Raw genomic sequence first — 14419 nt, 5'->3', positions numbered from 1 at the left:
GCGCACTCCGTGGCGTCACTTTTCCAGGAGTCGTGTCGTGAGCAAGCCATCCGTATGGGTGAGCCTCGTGGTGGGGCTCGTGTTGGGATTCGTGGGAGGCCGCACGTCGGCGCCCGCCGCTGCCCCCAAGGGCGCCACTCCCGCGCCAGCCGCCGTGGCCCAACCCTCCGACCGCCAGCGCCCTCCCATCTCTCCCGTCGTCTACAAGGTGCCGGTGGATGGCTCGCTCGTCCACGGCGAGGAGAGCGCGCTCGTCACGCTCGTGGAGTTCTCCGACTACGAGTGCCCCTTCTGCGCTCGCGGCCACGCCACGGTGAAGCAGTTGCAGCAGCGTTATGGCGACAAGCTGCGCGTGGTGATGAAGCACCACCCGCTGGACATGCACCCTCGCGCCCGGCCCGCGGCGGTCGCGGCCCTGGCCGCCGGAGAGCAGGGGAAGTTCTGGCAGTACCATGACGTCCTCTTCGCCAACCCGAGAGCCCAGTCCGACGCGGACCTGGAGCGCTACGCGAAGGAGCTGGGGCTGGACGTCGCCCGCTGGAAGCAGGACCTGGCGGAGCCGAAGCTGGCCGAGCGCATCCGCCGGGATGAGGCGATGGCGATTCAGCTCGGCGCCACCGGGACGCCGGGCTTCTTCGTCAACGGCCGCTTCATCAACGGAGCCCAGCCGCTGACGGTCTTCACCGGCGTGGTGGACGAGGAGCTGAACAAGGCGGAGGCGCTGGTGAAGGGTGGCGTGCCCAAGGCGGACGTCTACGCGCGCATCATCGAGCGCGGCGTGGAGCGCCCGCCCGCTCCTCCCGCTCCGGCGGAGCTGCCCCGGCAGCAGGTGGAGGTGGGTGAGGCACCCTCGCGCGGCCCCGCCAACGCGCCCGTCACGCTGGTGGCGTGGTCCGACTTCGAGTGCCCCTTCTGCTCCCGCGCGGTGCCCACGCTGAAGGCGCTGGAGAAGGAGTACGAGGGCAAGCTGCGCGTGGCCTTCAAGCACCAGCCGCTGCCCAATCATCCCAACGCGAAGCTCGCCGCGTCCGCGTCCATGGCGGCGCATGAGCAGGGGAAGTTCTGGGAGTTCCACGACCTCCTCTTCGCCAACCAGCGGCAGCTCGACCGGGCGGCGATGGAGGGCTACGCGAAGCAGGTCGGGCTGGATGTGACGCGCTTCAAGAACGCGCTCGACGCCAGGAAGTTCGACGCGCGCATCGACCTGGACTCGGCCGAGGGCACGCGGGTGGGTGCCGGGGGGACGCCCACGTTCTTCGTCAACGGCCGCCCCATCGTCGGCGCGATGCCCATCGACCACTTCCGTCGCATCATCGACGAGGAGCTGAAGAAGGCCGGCGTGGCCCAGCGCTGAGCCACCTCCGGGCCTCGCGTCACCGGGCGTCCACCACCGGGACGCGGGGCCTGGGCACCAGGAAGAGCAGCCGCCCCTTCTGCTTCATCATGCCCGCGGCCAGCTCCGCCTCGGGGCCTCGGCCCCAGAAGACATCCACGCGGCCCGCGCCCCGGATGGCTCCGCCCGTGTCCTGGTTGAACACGAAGCGGGACAGCGGCCTCCACTGCACCGAACCATCCGCCATCTTCACCGGGTGGTCCGTGAGGATGAAGGCCAGGCCGCCCTTGGGGAACAGCCGCGCGTCCGTGGCGATGGAGCGGCCCGGTGTCACCTCCCTGCCCAGCGAGCCCACCGCCGCGCCGGGCAGGAAGCGGAAGAAGACATAGGACTCGTTGTAGTCCAGCACGCGGTCTCGTTCGGTGGGGTTCGCCGCCAGCCACGCTCGCAGCGCCTGCATGGACATCTGCTCTCGGGGAATCACTCCCTCCTGGATGAGCAGGGCGCCGATGCTCCGGTACGGACGGCCGTTCGACGCGGCGTAACCCACGCGACGCTCACCACCGTCATTCAGCCGCAGGGTGCCGCTGCCCTGCACCTCCATGAAGAAGAGCGAGACCGGGTCCTTCACCCAGGCCAGCTCCAGCTTGCGCGGGCTCAGCCCGCCGCCGCGAATCTCGGCGCGGTTCCAATAGGGCACCAGTCGCTTGCCCTCCAGTCGCCCGAAGACGCGCTCTGACGCGAAGCGCTCCGCGAAGGGCTCCAGCGGCACCTCGATGAGGTCATCGGGCGCGGACAGCACGGGGACGCGGTACTCGTCGGTTCGCGACAGGCTCGCTTCGAGCACGGGCTCGTAATAGCCCGTGAAGAGCACCGTGCCGTCCTCGCCTCCAGCGGACTCGAGCAGGTCGAAGTCCTCCATCACCGCCTTCGACACCTCCAGCGAGGACATGCCGTCGGTGAGGCGCGCGCGCAGCCGCTCCAGGGCGGATACCAATTCTCCGGCCGTGACCTCGCGCGGGCCGTAGACGAAGCGCTGGTCCACCGGCCGCGTGCGCAGCCAGATGAGGCTCTGGTCCAGCGCGATGCGCAGGGACGCCGACTCGCCGTCGTCCACGAGCTTCACCGTGTCGGAGAACTCCACCAGTGCTTCCTGGGGGCGGGTGACCGCTGGACGCGGCACGCGCGCACAGGAGGCGCAGACGAGGAGGAGCACCGTGAGCGAGACGCGTCGAGCGGACCGGGAGAGCATGGCCCCTGGTAACTACTCCAGCCGGAGCCCTCGCGACACTTCCGAGGAGCGTGCCAGAGGGCCGCGGCCTCGCGAAACGCATGAGCGCGGCGCCATCGACGCGCCACCCCGACTGGCTCCGAGGAGCGCTCCGCCAGCTCTCAGCGCGCGGGCGTCGCCACCGGGGACAGCGCTCCCTGGGCGTCCACCACCACCTTGCCGTCCTTCATCACGAAGCGCACCTGACGCAGCGCCTTGAGGTCCTTCAACGGGTCGCCGTTCACGGCAATCAGGTCCGCGAGCCTTCCCGCTTCGAGCGTGCCCACCCGGTCCTGCATGCGCAGCAGCTCCGCCGCGTTCGCTGTCGCCGCGCGCAGGACCTCCACCGGCGGAAGGCCCGCCTCACCATGGGCGGTGAGCGAGCGCATCGTGGACGCGCCACGCGTCTGCCCTGGCACCGCGAGGTACATGTCCGAGCCCGCCGCCAACCGCACGCCCGCCGCCACGGCTCGACGCGTGCGCTCATACCCCTTGGCCACGAGCTTCTGGCAGCGCTCCTTCATGGCGCGCCGCGCCTCCGCGTCACCCGCGTCCGAGGGAAACTCTTCACAAATCTCCAGCGGTCCCTCGGTGGGCACGAGGAAGATGCGCTTGCGCACCATCGGAGCCAGCACGTCATCCGGCAACGCATACCCATGCTCGATGGAGTCCACCCCCGCCTCCACCGCCGCGCGGATGCTGTCGTCCTTGGTCGTGTGCGCCGCGACCGGGCGCTTCACCCGATGCGCTTCCTCGACGATGACCTTCAGCTCCTCCACCGAGAGGATGTTGTGGCCATTGTCGACGATGACCTTGATGCAGTCCGCGCCGTCATACACCGCCTGCCGCACGGCACGGCGCGCCTCGTCCACGCCTGTCACGGTGACGTATTCCTGGTCGATGAGTCCCTGCGCGGGCTGCTGGAGCTGCCCGAACTGTCCACCCTGCGGCGCGAGCGCGCGGGTACACGCGGAGATGCGCGGCCCCTCCACCCAGCCCCGTTGGATGGCATTGCGCAGCGCCACATCCCCATTCACACCGGAGTTGCCCACGTCCCGCACCGTGGTGATGCCCGCCTCCAGCAACTCCCGCCCCAGCTTCGCACCCATCAAGGCACGCTCGGCGGTGCTCATCCGCGCCACGAGCAGCTCCATGCTCGACCCATCCCCTCCCAACTCGAGGTTCGTGAGCAGGTGCGAATGTGTATCGATGAGTCCCGGCAGGAGGGTGACGTCCCCCAACTCGAGCACCCGCGTGCCCTCGGGAATGGCCAGGCCGGAGCCCACCGCCTGGATGCGATTGCCCTCGATGAGCACCACGGCCTTCGTCACGAGCTTCGCGCTCCTGCCGTCGAACAGCCTCGCCGCGCGCACCGCGACCCGCTCGGGCCCGGTCGCCTGCGCCCTCGCCGGAGCAGCCAGCCCCCAGGACAGCAGGACACCCATGCTCCACCACAACGAACGCCAGGAACCCAGGGTCATCGCGCCGCTCCTGAACGACAGGGAAGCCCCACGCTCGCCCTGCCGGAGTGCGAAGGCAAGCACCGGCCCTTCGCGAGCCTGGGGCCCGCGCTCCGACAGAGCCCTCGCAAGGGGACCATCGCCGTGGCCGTGGATGGGTATTGCGCAAGGAGCCTCGGGCAAACCGTCCACCTGAGATGAACTCATTGCCAGATGAACGTCATTGCCACACGGCCCGCGACAACCTGACTTCCGTTGTGGTCACGTATAGGAGGTTTTCAGCGCCCACACCCCCGCCCCCACACCACGATGACGCGACTCGGACCGTCTCTTCTCGCCCTGGCCCTGGTCGCCGTCCCCTTTCGTGCCCAGACGACTCCGCGGCCTGGCACCGAGTCCTCGCCGCCCTCTGCGCTCTCGGCCCCCGCGCTCCGTCCCCCCACCCTGGCCGAGGACGCTCCCGCGCGGCTGCCTCAAGGCCTCCACCTGGACGCGCCCGTCACCGTCGAGCTGGAGCTGACCGTCGACGAGGCCGGTGACGTCGTCGAGGCCCGCATCGTGGGCGAGCCTCCCTCCGCGCTCGCCCAGGCCGCGCTGCATGCCGCGCCCCGCTTGCGCTTCCACCCAGCCACCTCACAAGGGCAACCCGTCGCGGTGCGACTGCCCTTCACCTATCGCTTCGAGCCGCCCCCCGTGGCCACCCTCCGCGCGGTGCTCACCGGCCGGGTGCGCGCCAAGGGCACACGCAAGCCCATCGCCGGAGCCACCGTGCGCGCCGACGCGGCGACGACGGAGACAGACGCCCAGGGACTCTTCCGACTGGAGCTGCCCCCCGGCGCGCATGCGCTGAAAATCACCGCGCCCGGACATCGGCTGCTGATGCTCACCGAGACGCTCGACGCGAGCCAGCAGTTGGAGGTGCTGTACTCGCTGGAGCCGCTCGCGGTGAACCCCTACGAGACGGTGGTGCGCGCGGACCGGCCGCGCACCGAGGTCTCCCGCGTCACGCTGCACGAGCAGGAGCTGCGCGAGGTCCCCGGCACCATGGGCGACCCGTTCCGCGTGGTGATGCTCATGCCGGGTGTGACGGCGCTGGCCTCGGGGCTCTCCTATCCCGTGGTGCGCGGAGTGCAGCCCGCCGCCAGTGCCTTCTACGTGGACGGCGTGCGCGTGCCCTTCCTTTATCACCTGCTCGTCGGCAACGCGGTGGTGTACCCGGACCTCGTCGAGTCGCTCGACTTCCAGGTCGGTGTGCCCTCCGCGCGCTACGGCAGCCTGCTGGGCGGCGCGGTGGACGCGCACGTGAGCCGGCCGCGCGAAGAGGGCCTGCACGGCAGCGCCTACCTGGACCTCATCCACGCAGGCGCGTTCCTCGAGGTCCCCATCCCGGAGACGAGCACCACCGTCACCGCCGCCGCGCGCATCAGCTACACGGGCCTCCTCATCACCCGCATCGCCAACAGCCTCACCGGGCCGTCGTCGACCACGATAGGCGGCAACGTGTACTCGGAGCCCGGCGAGCCCAAGCTGTACGCGGACTATTGGGACTACCAGACGCGCGTGGAGCAGCGCGTGGGCCAGGGCAACCTCCGAGTCCTCGCACTCGGCACATCGGACGCGGTGGGACTCACGGCGCGCATCCCCACGCAGAGCTCGGGCGGCGTGGGCCTGCTGTTCCACCGGCTCGACTTGCGCGGTCGCCACCCCTTCGCGAGAGGCGAGGCGGAGGTGGGCCTGACGCTCGGGTATGACCGGCTGAGCCTCGCCTACAACAAGGGCGGCAGCGCGCCCGGCCGCTACGAGCTGACCCAGGGCAGCGTCGCCCTGCGCACGGGCTACACACGCGAGCTGTCCTCCGAGCTGAACCTGGAGGTCTTCGGACACCTGGAGCGACGCGACGCGAGCATGGTGGCCACCGGCCTGTTCCGCCCCGTGGGCCCGGTCGACGGGAAGGACGCGTACTCGCGCCCTGGCATCCTGGGCACCTTCGCGGGCGTGGGCACGCAGCTCACCTGGCGGCCTTCCCCGCGGTGGACGCTGGTGCCGGGCCTGCGGCTGGACAGCTACCACGGCTTCGGGGACACGACGCGGCTGGCGGTGGAGCCTCGGCTCGCGGTGCGGCATGCCTTCACGGACACGCTCACGCTGAAGGCAGGCGCGGGCCTGTACCACCAGCCCGCGACGGTGCTGCTCCCCGTGCCCGCCGGAGAGATGCTCGCGCTGGAGCGGGGACTCCAGCGCGCGGCGCAGTTCTCGCTCGGCTCGGAGTGGCGACCATCTTCGGAGTGGGAAATCTCCGCGGAGGCGTACTTCAACCCGCTCCTGCGCACGCTGGAGTTCAACTTCGAAGACGTGGTGAGCAACCTGCGGCGTCGGGGACTCGAAGCCGAGGACGTGGAGAGCCGGGGCCACAGCTACGGCGTGGAGCTGATGGTGCGAAGGCCACTGGGGCGACGCTGGTTCGGCTGGCTCACGTATGGATTCAACCAGAGCCGGCGCTTCACGCGCTACGCGAAGGTGGGCCCGGATGGCGAGGAGCTCGGCATGGCGGAGGGCTACCTGCCCTATGCCTTCGAGCAGGCGCACTCCGTCAACGCCGCGCTCAGCTACCGCTTCGACTTCGTCACCGTGGGCGCGGTGGCGCACTTCAACACCGGCCGCCCCGAGACGGGCCAGTTCGGCTACCGCACCATGCGCGAGGGCCTGGGCGAGGACGGCGAGCCCGAGTGGAAACCGGTGAGCCGCGACGCGGTGGACCGACTGCCCTCTTTCTTCCGCGTCGACTTCCGCGCCTCACGCAGCCTCGTCTTCGACAACTTCATGCTCGATGTGTACCTGGATGTCTTCAACGTCACCGCGCGCAGCGAGGTGCTGACCCGCGACTATGGCTACGAGGGCGAAGAGGGCCAGCCCGTGGGCCTGAAGCGCAAGAGCCTCGGCATCCCAGTGATTCTGCCCACGCTCGGCATCAAGGGGACCTTCTGACATGCGCCACCTGCTCATGGGGCTCGCCTGCGCCATCACCTCGGCCGGCTGCGCGCTGGAGCCCGAGTCTCCCGTCTTCCTCTCCGGCACCGTGCTGGAGTCCGACGGCTCACCCTGGCGCGGCGCTCCGCTCACGCTGATGCGTCCGCGCCGGCTGGATGGACCCCAGCCGATCCCAGGACAAGCTCCGAGTGGACGCCTCACACTCGCGTACGAGCCCTGGGCCCTGGTGACTCCGGACGCGCAAGGACTGTTCCTCCACGAGCTGACCGCGCGCGACACCGGCGCGGACCAACTGGCTCGCCCATCCCCCTGGGCGAGCCTCAGCGCCTTCCAGCTCCACCTGCCGTCCCTGGACGGCGCGAGGGACTTCCTGGCCTTCAACTTCATGCGGGACGTGGACCTGCCGCCGCTTCGCCGCTGGGACAGCCAGTTGCGTGCGAGCGAGGACTCGGGCGGCGTTCGCCTGACGTGGGTGGACGTGCCGCCGCTCGCGGACATCCCCGAGCACGGCTACTTCGTGCAGGCGCGTGGCGAGTCCGGCGTGGTGTGGAGCCAGGAGAAGCGCTCCGGCGAGGCGTGGCTGGGGCCGGAGATGCTGGAGGACTTCGCGCCACCGCTCGCCTTCGTGCAGGCCCGAGCCGAGGGCTGGCGGGACTGGTTCCTGAGCGTCCTGGAATATGTGGATGTGCATGAGGCGCCCCCGGTGCCGCTGCCCTTCACGGGACGCATCCCCTTCAGCCGAGGACAGCCGTGCGAGACGGATGACGGCGTCGTGGACCCGTGTCCCTTCACCGACGGCAAGCTCGAGTCGGCCCAGGTGCCGACGCCGATGTACGGCTCGCTGGAGCAGGTGCTCATCATCCGGCTGCGGGAGCCCGTCCATCCCCGCCGCGTGCTGGTGCGCGGCCACAACAGCACGTTCATGGAGGAGGTCCTTCACGTGGAGGGCTCGCTGGAGGGCGGCGCATGGCAGCCGCTGGGCCAGGACACACTCATTGTGGCGCTCGACACCCCACCCCACACGGACGACAGGAACACGCAGGTGGCCTTCGAGCGCGACGTCGACGCGCCCCTCCGGGAAGACACGCCGCTCGTGGACCGGGTGCGCATCTACACCGCGAAACCGTCCAGCAACCCACCGATGCGCGGCTACTTCCACCAACTGCGCGAGGTGTCTGTCTTTTGAGGAGACACCCCGCGCGCGCCGCGCGTCACGCGTAGGGGTTGTAGAACTTCGCGAATGTGGCGCGGGCGAAGTCGCCGAACGTCATGCCCGGCTGGAAGGCGCCCACGCGCAGCTCCGCCGGGTCCGTGCCCTCGGGCGGACGCAGGCGCTCCTCGTTGTCGGGCTGCATGAAGACGGCGAACGTCGAGCGGGAGATGTTGCGGCTCGCCGGGTGCGCCAGCGCCTGCACCGCGTGCGGTGTCGCGCGCAGCAGTCCGCCCGTGACGATTTGCGCGCTCTCGCCAATCTGGAACGCGAGGCAGTCCTTGGGGATGACGACCTTGCGCTCCTCGCCACCGCGCGTGCGCACGTAGAGCCCCGCCTCCGGGTCCGGCACCGCGATGTCCTGCCGCGTCGGCTCCGAGGCCCCGGGCTCCGCGTCGAAGTACATGGCGGGACACAGCCCCGTCAGCGAACCGTGGTCACTGTGCCAGCCGCACCAGGAGTCGCGCGTGCGCGGCGTCGAGTCCTCGTTGATGGCGAAGTAGTAGAGCAGCCGCGCCTTGCACGCACGGGACTCGCGGATGGTCCGCGCCAGCTGCGCATCCGGCGAGAGCCTCTCGCCCAGCCGCGCCGTCACGTACCGGTCGCACTGCGCCGCCACGAGCAACCCCACGTCCACCATCTTCCGCCCCAGGGCCTGGAAGGCCGGGCGCAGCGCGGGGAAGTCCGGGTCCGGCCACACGTTGGGGAGGTAGTTCTCCGGGTACTTCTCCACCAGCGACGCATCCACCTGGGGCGAGTCGTACTGGGGATTGTTGTAATAGGAGCCCTTGAACTCGTCGAACTGGCCGGGCTTGAGCACTTCCTTGCCGTGGCTCCAGCCGAAGGAATAGCTGCTGCGCTCGTGGACGTAGCGGTCCTTCACGTCATTGGGCAGCGCGGCGAACCGGAAGCCCAGCGGCAACAACCCCTGCCGCAGCTCCACCAGCCCGGGGATGCCCCGGACGATGAGCAGGCCAATGCCGTCATACCCATACGCGCGCTCGATGTCGGCGGACAGGTCCGCGCCGTCCACCAGCTTCGCGTAATCGAGAACCACCACTCCGTCCTTCGCTCCCGCCACATCGCTGCTCATCCCGAACGCCTCGTCTCTTCTCCCCGGACCGCGTGGAAGGGGGGCGACGCGCGCCGTGCCCTTCCAGGGCCATGCGGAGGGCCCCAGCATAGCCGAGTCCCCGCGCGCGAGGACGGCGACGAAGCCCCGGCCGGTGCACAATGGGGGCAAGCGTCTCCGGCTCCCTGTCCTGAAGGAAGAACCATGGCCTCCGCGAACAATCCCTCCCAGCTCGGCATCACCCTCTGCGCCGTCTCCTACCTGGGCCAGTTCGACTCGAACTCCAAGCGCTACACCCTGATGAACGAGGCCCTGTCCGCCACGCTCACGGAGGGCTGGCAGGTGACGTGGGGCCCGGCGACACACGGCGAGGACCTGGTCTACGTCGCCGCCAACACGAGCGGCGACTGCGCGGTGGTGGTGCGCGGCACCCTGTTCGACCGCATCGAGGACCTGCTCCAGGACAAGAACATCAACCCCCAGGAGCCCCTGCCCTTCACCGCGCCGTCGTTTCCCGCCGATGCGGCCATCTCCAAGGGCGCCGTGGAGGTGTGGAAGAACGTCGTGGCCATGTCCTCGTCCGTGGGCCCCGGCGGCGGCGCGCTGCTGACGTTCCTCCAGGGGCTGCCCCAGGGAACGTCGCTGCTCGTCACCGGGCACAGCCTGGGGGGACAGGTGGCCACCGTGCTGGCCGCGTGGCTCCAGGGCGCGCTGACGAACGTGTCCGTGCTCCCCGTCACCTTCGCCGCGCCCACCGCGGGCAATCCCGCCTTCGCCGAGGCCTTCGACGCCGCCTTCCCGGAGGCCCAGCGCTACTACAACGCGCTCGACGTGGTGCCGCGCGCGTGGACCGAGGAAGGGCTGACGTCCATCATGTCCCTGTACCCCGGCGGCCCCGCGTGTGGCCTGCTGTGCAAGGCGGCCGTCGACGCCGCGCTGAGGACCCTCCGGGACAACGCGCTGACGTACCAGCAGCCCACGACCGGCACGGAGCTGCTCGGAACCGTCTACTCGGTGAGCGGCTTCGGCGCCTTCGAGGACGAGGTCAACGACCAGCACCGCGCCCTCTATTACATGTTCCTGCTCGACATCCCGGTGAGCACCATCCACTCGCTCAATGCCACCTGGGCACCGCCGCCGAGCGAGGACGCGCGCTCGGCGGGGTGAGTCAATTGGAGCGGGCCGAGTTCAGGCGCTTGAGCAACGAGCCCAGGGTGGCGAAGTCGATGGGCTTCACCAGGTGCGCGTCGAAGCCCGCCTCCTTCGAGCGCTGCCGGTCCGACTCCTGGCCATACCCCGTCACCGCGATGAGCTGGAGGCCCCCGTCCGGGCGCTGGGTGCGCAGGTTGCGCGCCAGCTCGTAGCCGTCCATGACGGGCAGGCCGATATCCAGCAGCGCCAGCTCCGGGCAGAAGGACGGCGCCACCTGGAGCGCGCTCGGGCCGTCGTAGGTGACGCGCGTCTCGCAGCCCAGCATGTCCAGGGCCTCGGCGAGTACGTCCGCCGCGTCGCGGTTGTCGTCGACAATCAGCACGCGGTGCGGCATCGGCGCGACCTCCTGCGCCGCGACCGCGGAGGCCACGCTCGCCTCGGCGGGCAGCGCCTCCAGCGCGGGCAGTCTCACGGTGAAGGTACTGCCCTGTCCCCGGCCATCACTGCTCGCCTGAATGGTGCCGTCGTGCTGGGCCGCCAGGCTCCGGGCAATCGCGAGCCCCAGTCCCAGTCCGCCCTGCGAGCGGTCCAGCTCCTGCCGCTCCTGGAAGAAGAGGTCGAAGATGCGCGGCAGCATCTCCGGAGTGATGCCGCTGCCGTTGTCCTGGACGGAGGCCACCACCTCCGAGCCCTCTCGCGTCCCGGTGATGGTGATGCGCCCACCGGGCTCCGTGTACTTCGCCGCGTTCGTCAGGAGGTTGGAGAACACCTGCCCCAGTCGCGTCGCGTCGGCGTCCAGCAACAGGCCATGGCGAGGCAGCTCCACCACCAGGTGGTGGCCGCGCTCCTCCAGGAGCGGACTGGACTGCTCGATGGCCTTCGCCACCACCTCCGCCAGCTCCACGCGCTCACGGCGAAGGACCAGCTTGCCCCGCGTCACGCGGGACACGTCGAGCAGGTCGTCCACCAGTCGCACCAGGTGATGCACCTGTCGCTCGATGACGGTGCGCTCGCGCTCCGCGCCGTCACCGCCGCGCAGCCGCATCAGCTGGAGCGCGGTGAGGATGGGCGCCAGCGGATTGCGCAGCTCATGGCCGAGCATCGCCAGGAACTCGTCCTTGGCGCGGCTGCCCGCCTCCGCCTCGCGGCGCGCGTTGGACAGGTCCGTCACGTCGAAGGCCACCACGACGATGGAGTCCACCCGGCCCTCGTCGTCCAGCATCGGCTGGTAGACGAAGTCGAAGAACACCTCGCGCGGAGGGCCCCCCTCACCGGAGACCATCATCAGTCGCAGCGAACGGCCGATGTATGGCTCGCCCGTGGCGATGACCCTGTCCAGCAGCTCGAAGATGCCCTGGCCCGCCAGCTCCGGCAGCGCCTTCGCGATGGGCTGGCCGACGACGGGGCGGTTGGCGACGAGCCGCAGGTAACCCGCGTTGGCGAACTCGAAGATGTGCTCGGGCCCCTTCAGGATGCAGATGCCCACCGGCGCGTACGTGAAGACGCGCGTCAGGAGCCGGGCATGGGCCTCCTGGATGGACCGCAACCGCGCCTTGGTGAGCTGCGTCTCCACCCGCGCCATCAACTCGCGCGCGGAGAAGGGCTTCACCAGGTAGTCGTCGGCGCCGGCGCGCAGGCCCTCGATGCGAGCCTCCTCACCCGCTCGCGCGGAGAGGACGGTGACGGGCACTCCGCGCGTCCGCTCGTCGGCGCGCAGCTCGCGCAGCAGGCCGAAGCCATCCAGCCCCGGCATCATCACGTCCGTCAGCACCAGGTCCGGAGGTCGGGCTCGCGCGGACTCCAGCGCCGCGAGGCCGTCCGCCACCGCTTCCACTTCCCAGGTCCGCGAGAGCAGCGACGTCAGGTACTCGCGCATGTCGGCGTTGTCGTCCGCCAGCAGGATGCGCGCGCCCTTGGCGACGTTCTGCGCCGAGGGGACCTCGGCCCCCAGCTCCAGCGACTCCACCTCCAGCCCGCCTGGCAGCCAGCGCAGGGCCTCGTTCACATAGGGCGCGGCGCCCAGCGCCGTGAAGGCCCGCGAGTCACGAGCACCGACGTGCGCCTTCGGCAGATGGTCCGCGCCGGAGGGGATGCGCAGGGTGAACGTGGTGCCCTTGCCTTCCGTGCTCGCCACGCCGAGCGTGCCGCCATGGAGGCGGACCAGCTCGTGTACGAGCGCCAGGCCGATGCCGGAGCCCTCATGCGTGCGCGCGCGTGCGCCCTGGACGCGGTGGAAGCGCTCGAAGACGCGGGGCAGCTCCTGCTCCGAAATGCCGATGCCCGTGTCGAAGACCTGCAGCTCGACCTGACCATTCGTCCACCGCTGGGAGATGCGGATGGTCCCCTCGAAGGTGAACTTCAGCGCGTTGGAGAGGAGGTTGAGGACAATCTTCTCCCACATGTCCTGGTCGACGTAGACGTCCTCGGGCAGTGGCGCGCAGTCGACGTCGAAGCGCAGGCCCGCGCGCTCTATCGCGGAGCGGAACGCGCTCGCGAGTCCCGCGGTGAGGGCGGGCAGGTCCACCGGCTCGTAGTGGGCCTGGATGCGCCCCGCCTCCAGACGGGAGAAGTCGAGCAGGGAGTTGACCAGCTTCAAGAGCCGCAGCGAGTTGCGGTGAACCGTCTCCAGCGGCTCGCCGGAGAGGGCGCGTGACGGCGAGGCCAGCGCGTCCTCGGTGGGGCCGAGCATCAGCGTCAGCGGCGTGCGGAACTCGTGGCTGACGTTGTTGAAGAAGGCCGTCTTGGAGCGGTCGATGGCCGCGAGGGCCTCGGCGCGCTGACGCTCCTCGTCGTAGGCGCGGGCATTGGCGATGGCCGTCACCACCGGGTCCGCGGTGAGGCGGAAGAGGCCCAGGTAGCGGTCATCCAGGACGCGGCGCGGGCTGACGCCAGCCACCAGGAAGCCATACGGATGCGGCTGCCCGGAGCGAGCCAGCGGCAGCACCACCGCGCGCGACGGCGCCGTTCCCCAGCGGCCCGTGGGGAGGTCCCCGAAGCGCGAGGCCAGGTCATCGACGAGGACCTCCCGTCCGGTGCGCGCCGCTTCCACGAAGGGCCAGCAGCCGGCGGGGTCCGTCACGCCGTTGAAGGCGCAGTGCGCGGGCTTCGCGGAGCCCGCGTAGCCCTCCATGCCGCTGGAGCCCACGCACCGGACCTCGGTGCCGGCGTCGTCGAGCAGGTAGAGCAGCGTGAAGGGCAGGTCCTGGTCGTAGCCGGAGAAGATGGACGCGGCGGTCTGACAGGCTTCCTCGGCCGTCTTCGCGGCGGCGGAGCTGGTGGCCAGCTCGCCCAGCATCTTGAGCTGGCGGTTGTCCTGCACCTGCTCGGTGGTTTCCTGCACCGTGACGAGGACACCGCCGACCTGGCCGGCTTCGTCATACACGGGGCTGTACGAGAAGGTGTGGAACGTCTCCTCGATGAAGCCTCGGCTGCTGATGAAGAGCGGAAGGTGCTCGCTCCATGTCGCGGGTCCGCCCTTCAGCACGCCTTGGGCCATGGGGCCGATGACGTCCCAGATTTCAGCCCAGACAACGGAGGCGGGAGCGCCCAGGGAGCCCGGGTGCTTCAGGCCGAGCACGGGCCGGTAGCCGTCGTTGTAGATTTGAAGCATCTGGGGTCCCCACCACAGCAGCATGGGGAAGCGGTTGCCCAGGACGACGCCCACCATCGTCTTCAGGCTCGTGGGCCAGCCGGAGAGGGGGCCCAGCGGTGTCGCGGACCAGTCCTTGGAGCGGACCAACTCCGCCATCTCGCCGGCTCCGCCGAGGTGCCCTTCCTGGAATGCCGTGGCTCGCTGTTTGGGGAAGTCCGGCGCGGACATCAGTGCTCGTTCGGAAGAATGGAAGTGACCTGGGCTTCTAGTGTCGCGTCCACAAGCACGCAATCACTGCCGCATGGAGCCTCTTCTCCCGAACATTTTACCGGTGGTCCGCCC

The 14419-nt window shown here is 70.0% G+C and carries 8 protein-coding genes; 4 read left to right on the top strand and 4 right to left on the bottom strand.

All coding sequences use genetic code 11. From position 1 onward, the window contains the following. The first annotated feature begins 37 nt into the window (after positions 1-37). A complete protein-coding gene (locus HUA76_RS07945; RefSeq protein WP_174460496.1) occupies positions 38-1354 on the top strand; it encodes a thioredoxin domain-containing protein in 1317 nt (438 codons plus the stop codon). 19 nt (positions 1355-1373) lie between these two features. On the opposite strand, the gene HUA76_RS07940 is transcribed toward HUA76_RS07945, so the two are convergent. Both HUA76_RS07940 and HUA76_RS07935 read right to left on the bottom strand, forming a co-directional pair. Then, complete coding sequence (locus tag HUA76_RS07940) at positions 1374-2585, bottom strand: murein transglycosylase A (RefSeq protein WP_174460495.1); 1212 nt, start codon at positions 2583-2585, stop codon at positions 1374-1376. A 140-nt stretch (positions 2586-2725) separates the two neighbouring features. Further along, positions 2726-4084 (bottom strand): amidohydrolase family protein, encoded by a 1359-nt coding sequence (locus HUA76_RS07935; protein WP_174460494.1) that lies wholly within the window; start codon positions 4082-4084, stop codon positions 2726-2728. Between the two features lie 288 nt (positions 4085-4372). Here HUA76_RS07935 and HUA76_RS07930 point away from each other — a divergent pair, with 288 nt between their 5' ends. Both HUA76_RS07930 and HUA76_RS07925 read left to right on the top strand, forming a co-directional pair. Further along, a complete protein-coding gene (locus tag HUA76_RS07930) occupies positions 4373-7048 on the top strand; it encodes a TonB-dependent receptor domain-containing protein (protein ID WP_174460493.1) in 2676 nt (891 codons plus the stop codon). A 1-nt stretch (position 7049) separates the two neighbouring features. After that, complete coding sequence (locus HUA76_RS07925; RefSeq protein ID WP_174460492.1) at positions 7050-8237, top strand: hypothetical protein; 1188 nt, start codon at positions 7050-7052, stop codon at positions 8235-8237. 25 nt (positions 8238-8262) lie between these two features. On the opposite strand, the gene HUA76_RS07920 is transcribed toward HUA76_RS07925, so the two are convergent. After that, complete coding sequence (locus HUA76_RS07920; protein WP_174460491.1) at positions 8263-9354, bottom strand: isopenicillin N synthase family oxygenase; 1092 nt, start codon at positions 9352-9354, stop codon at positions 8263-8265. Between the two features lie 183 nt (positions 9355-9537). On the opposite strand from HUA76_RS07920, the gene HUA76_RS07915 reads away from it, so the two are divergent. Beyond that, entirely contained in the window at positions 9538-10500 is a 963-nt protein-coding gene (locus HUA76_RS07915) for a hypothetical protein (RefSeq protein WP_174460490.1), read from the top strand. 1 nt (position 10501) lies between these two features. On the opposite strand, the gene HUA76_RS07910 is transcribed toward HUA76_RS07915, so the two are convergent. Continuing rightward, positions 10502-14233, bottom strand: a complete 3732-nt coding sequence (locus HUA76_RS07910) for an ATP-binding protein (protein WP_254614099.1) — start codon at positions 14231-14233, stop codon at positions 10502-10504. Positions 14234-14419: the final 186 nt, after the last annotated feature.

The sequence above is a fragment of the Myxococcus sp. CA056 genome (assembly GCF_013336715.1).
GTDB classification, from domain to species: Bacteria; Myxococcota; Myxococcia; order Myxococcales; family Myxococcaceae; genus Myxococcus; species Myxococcus llanfairpwllgwyngyllgogerychwyrndrobwllllantysiliogogogochensis.
This window is presented reverse-complemented; position numbering and strand designations above follow the sequence as displayed.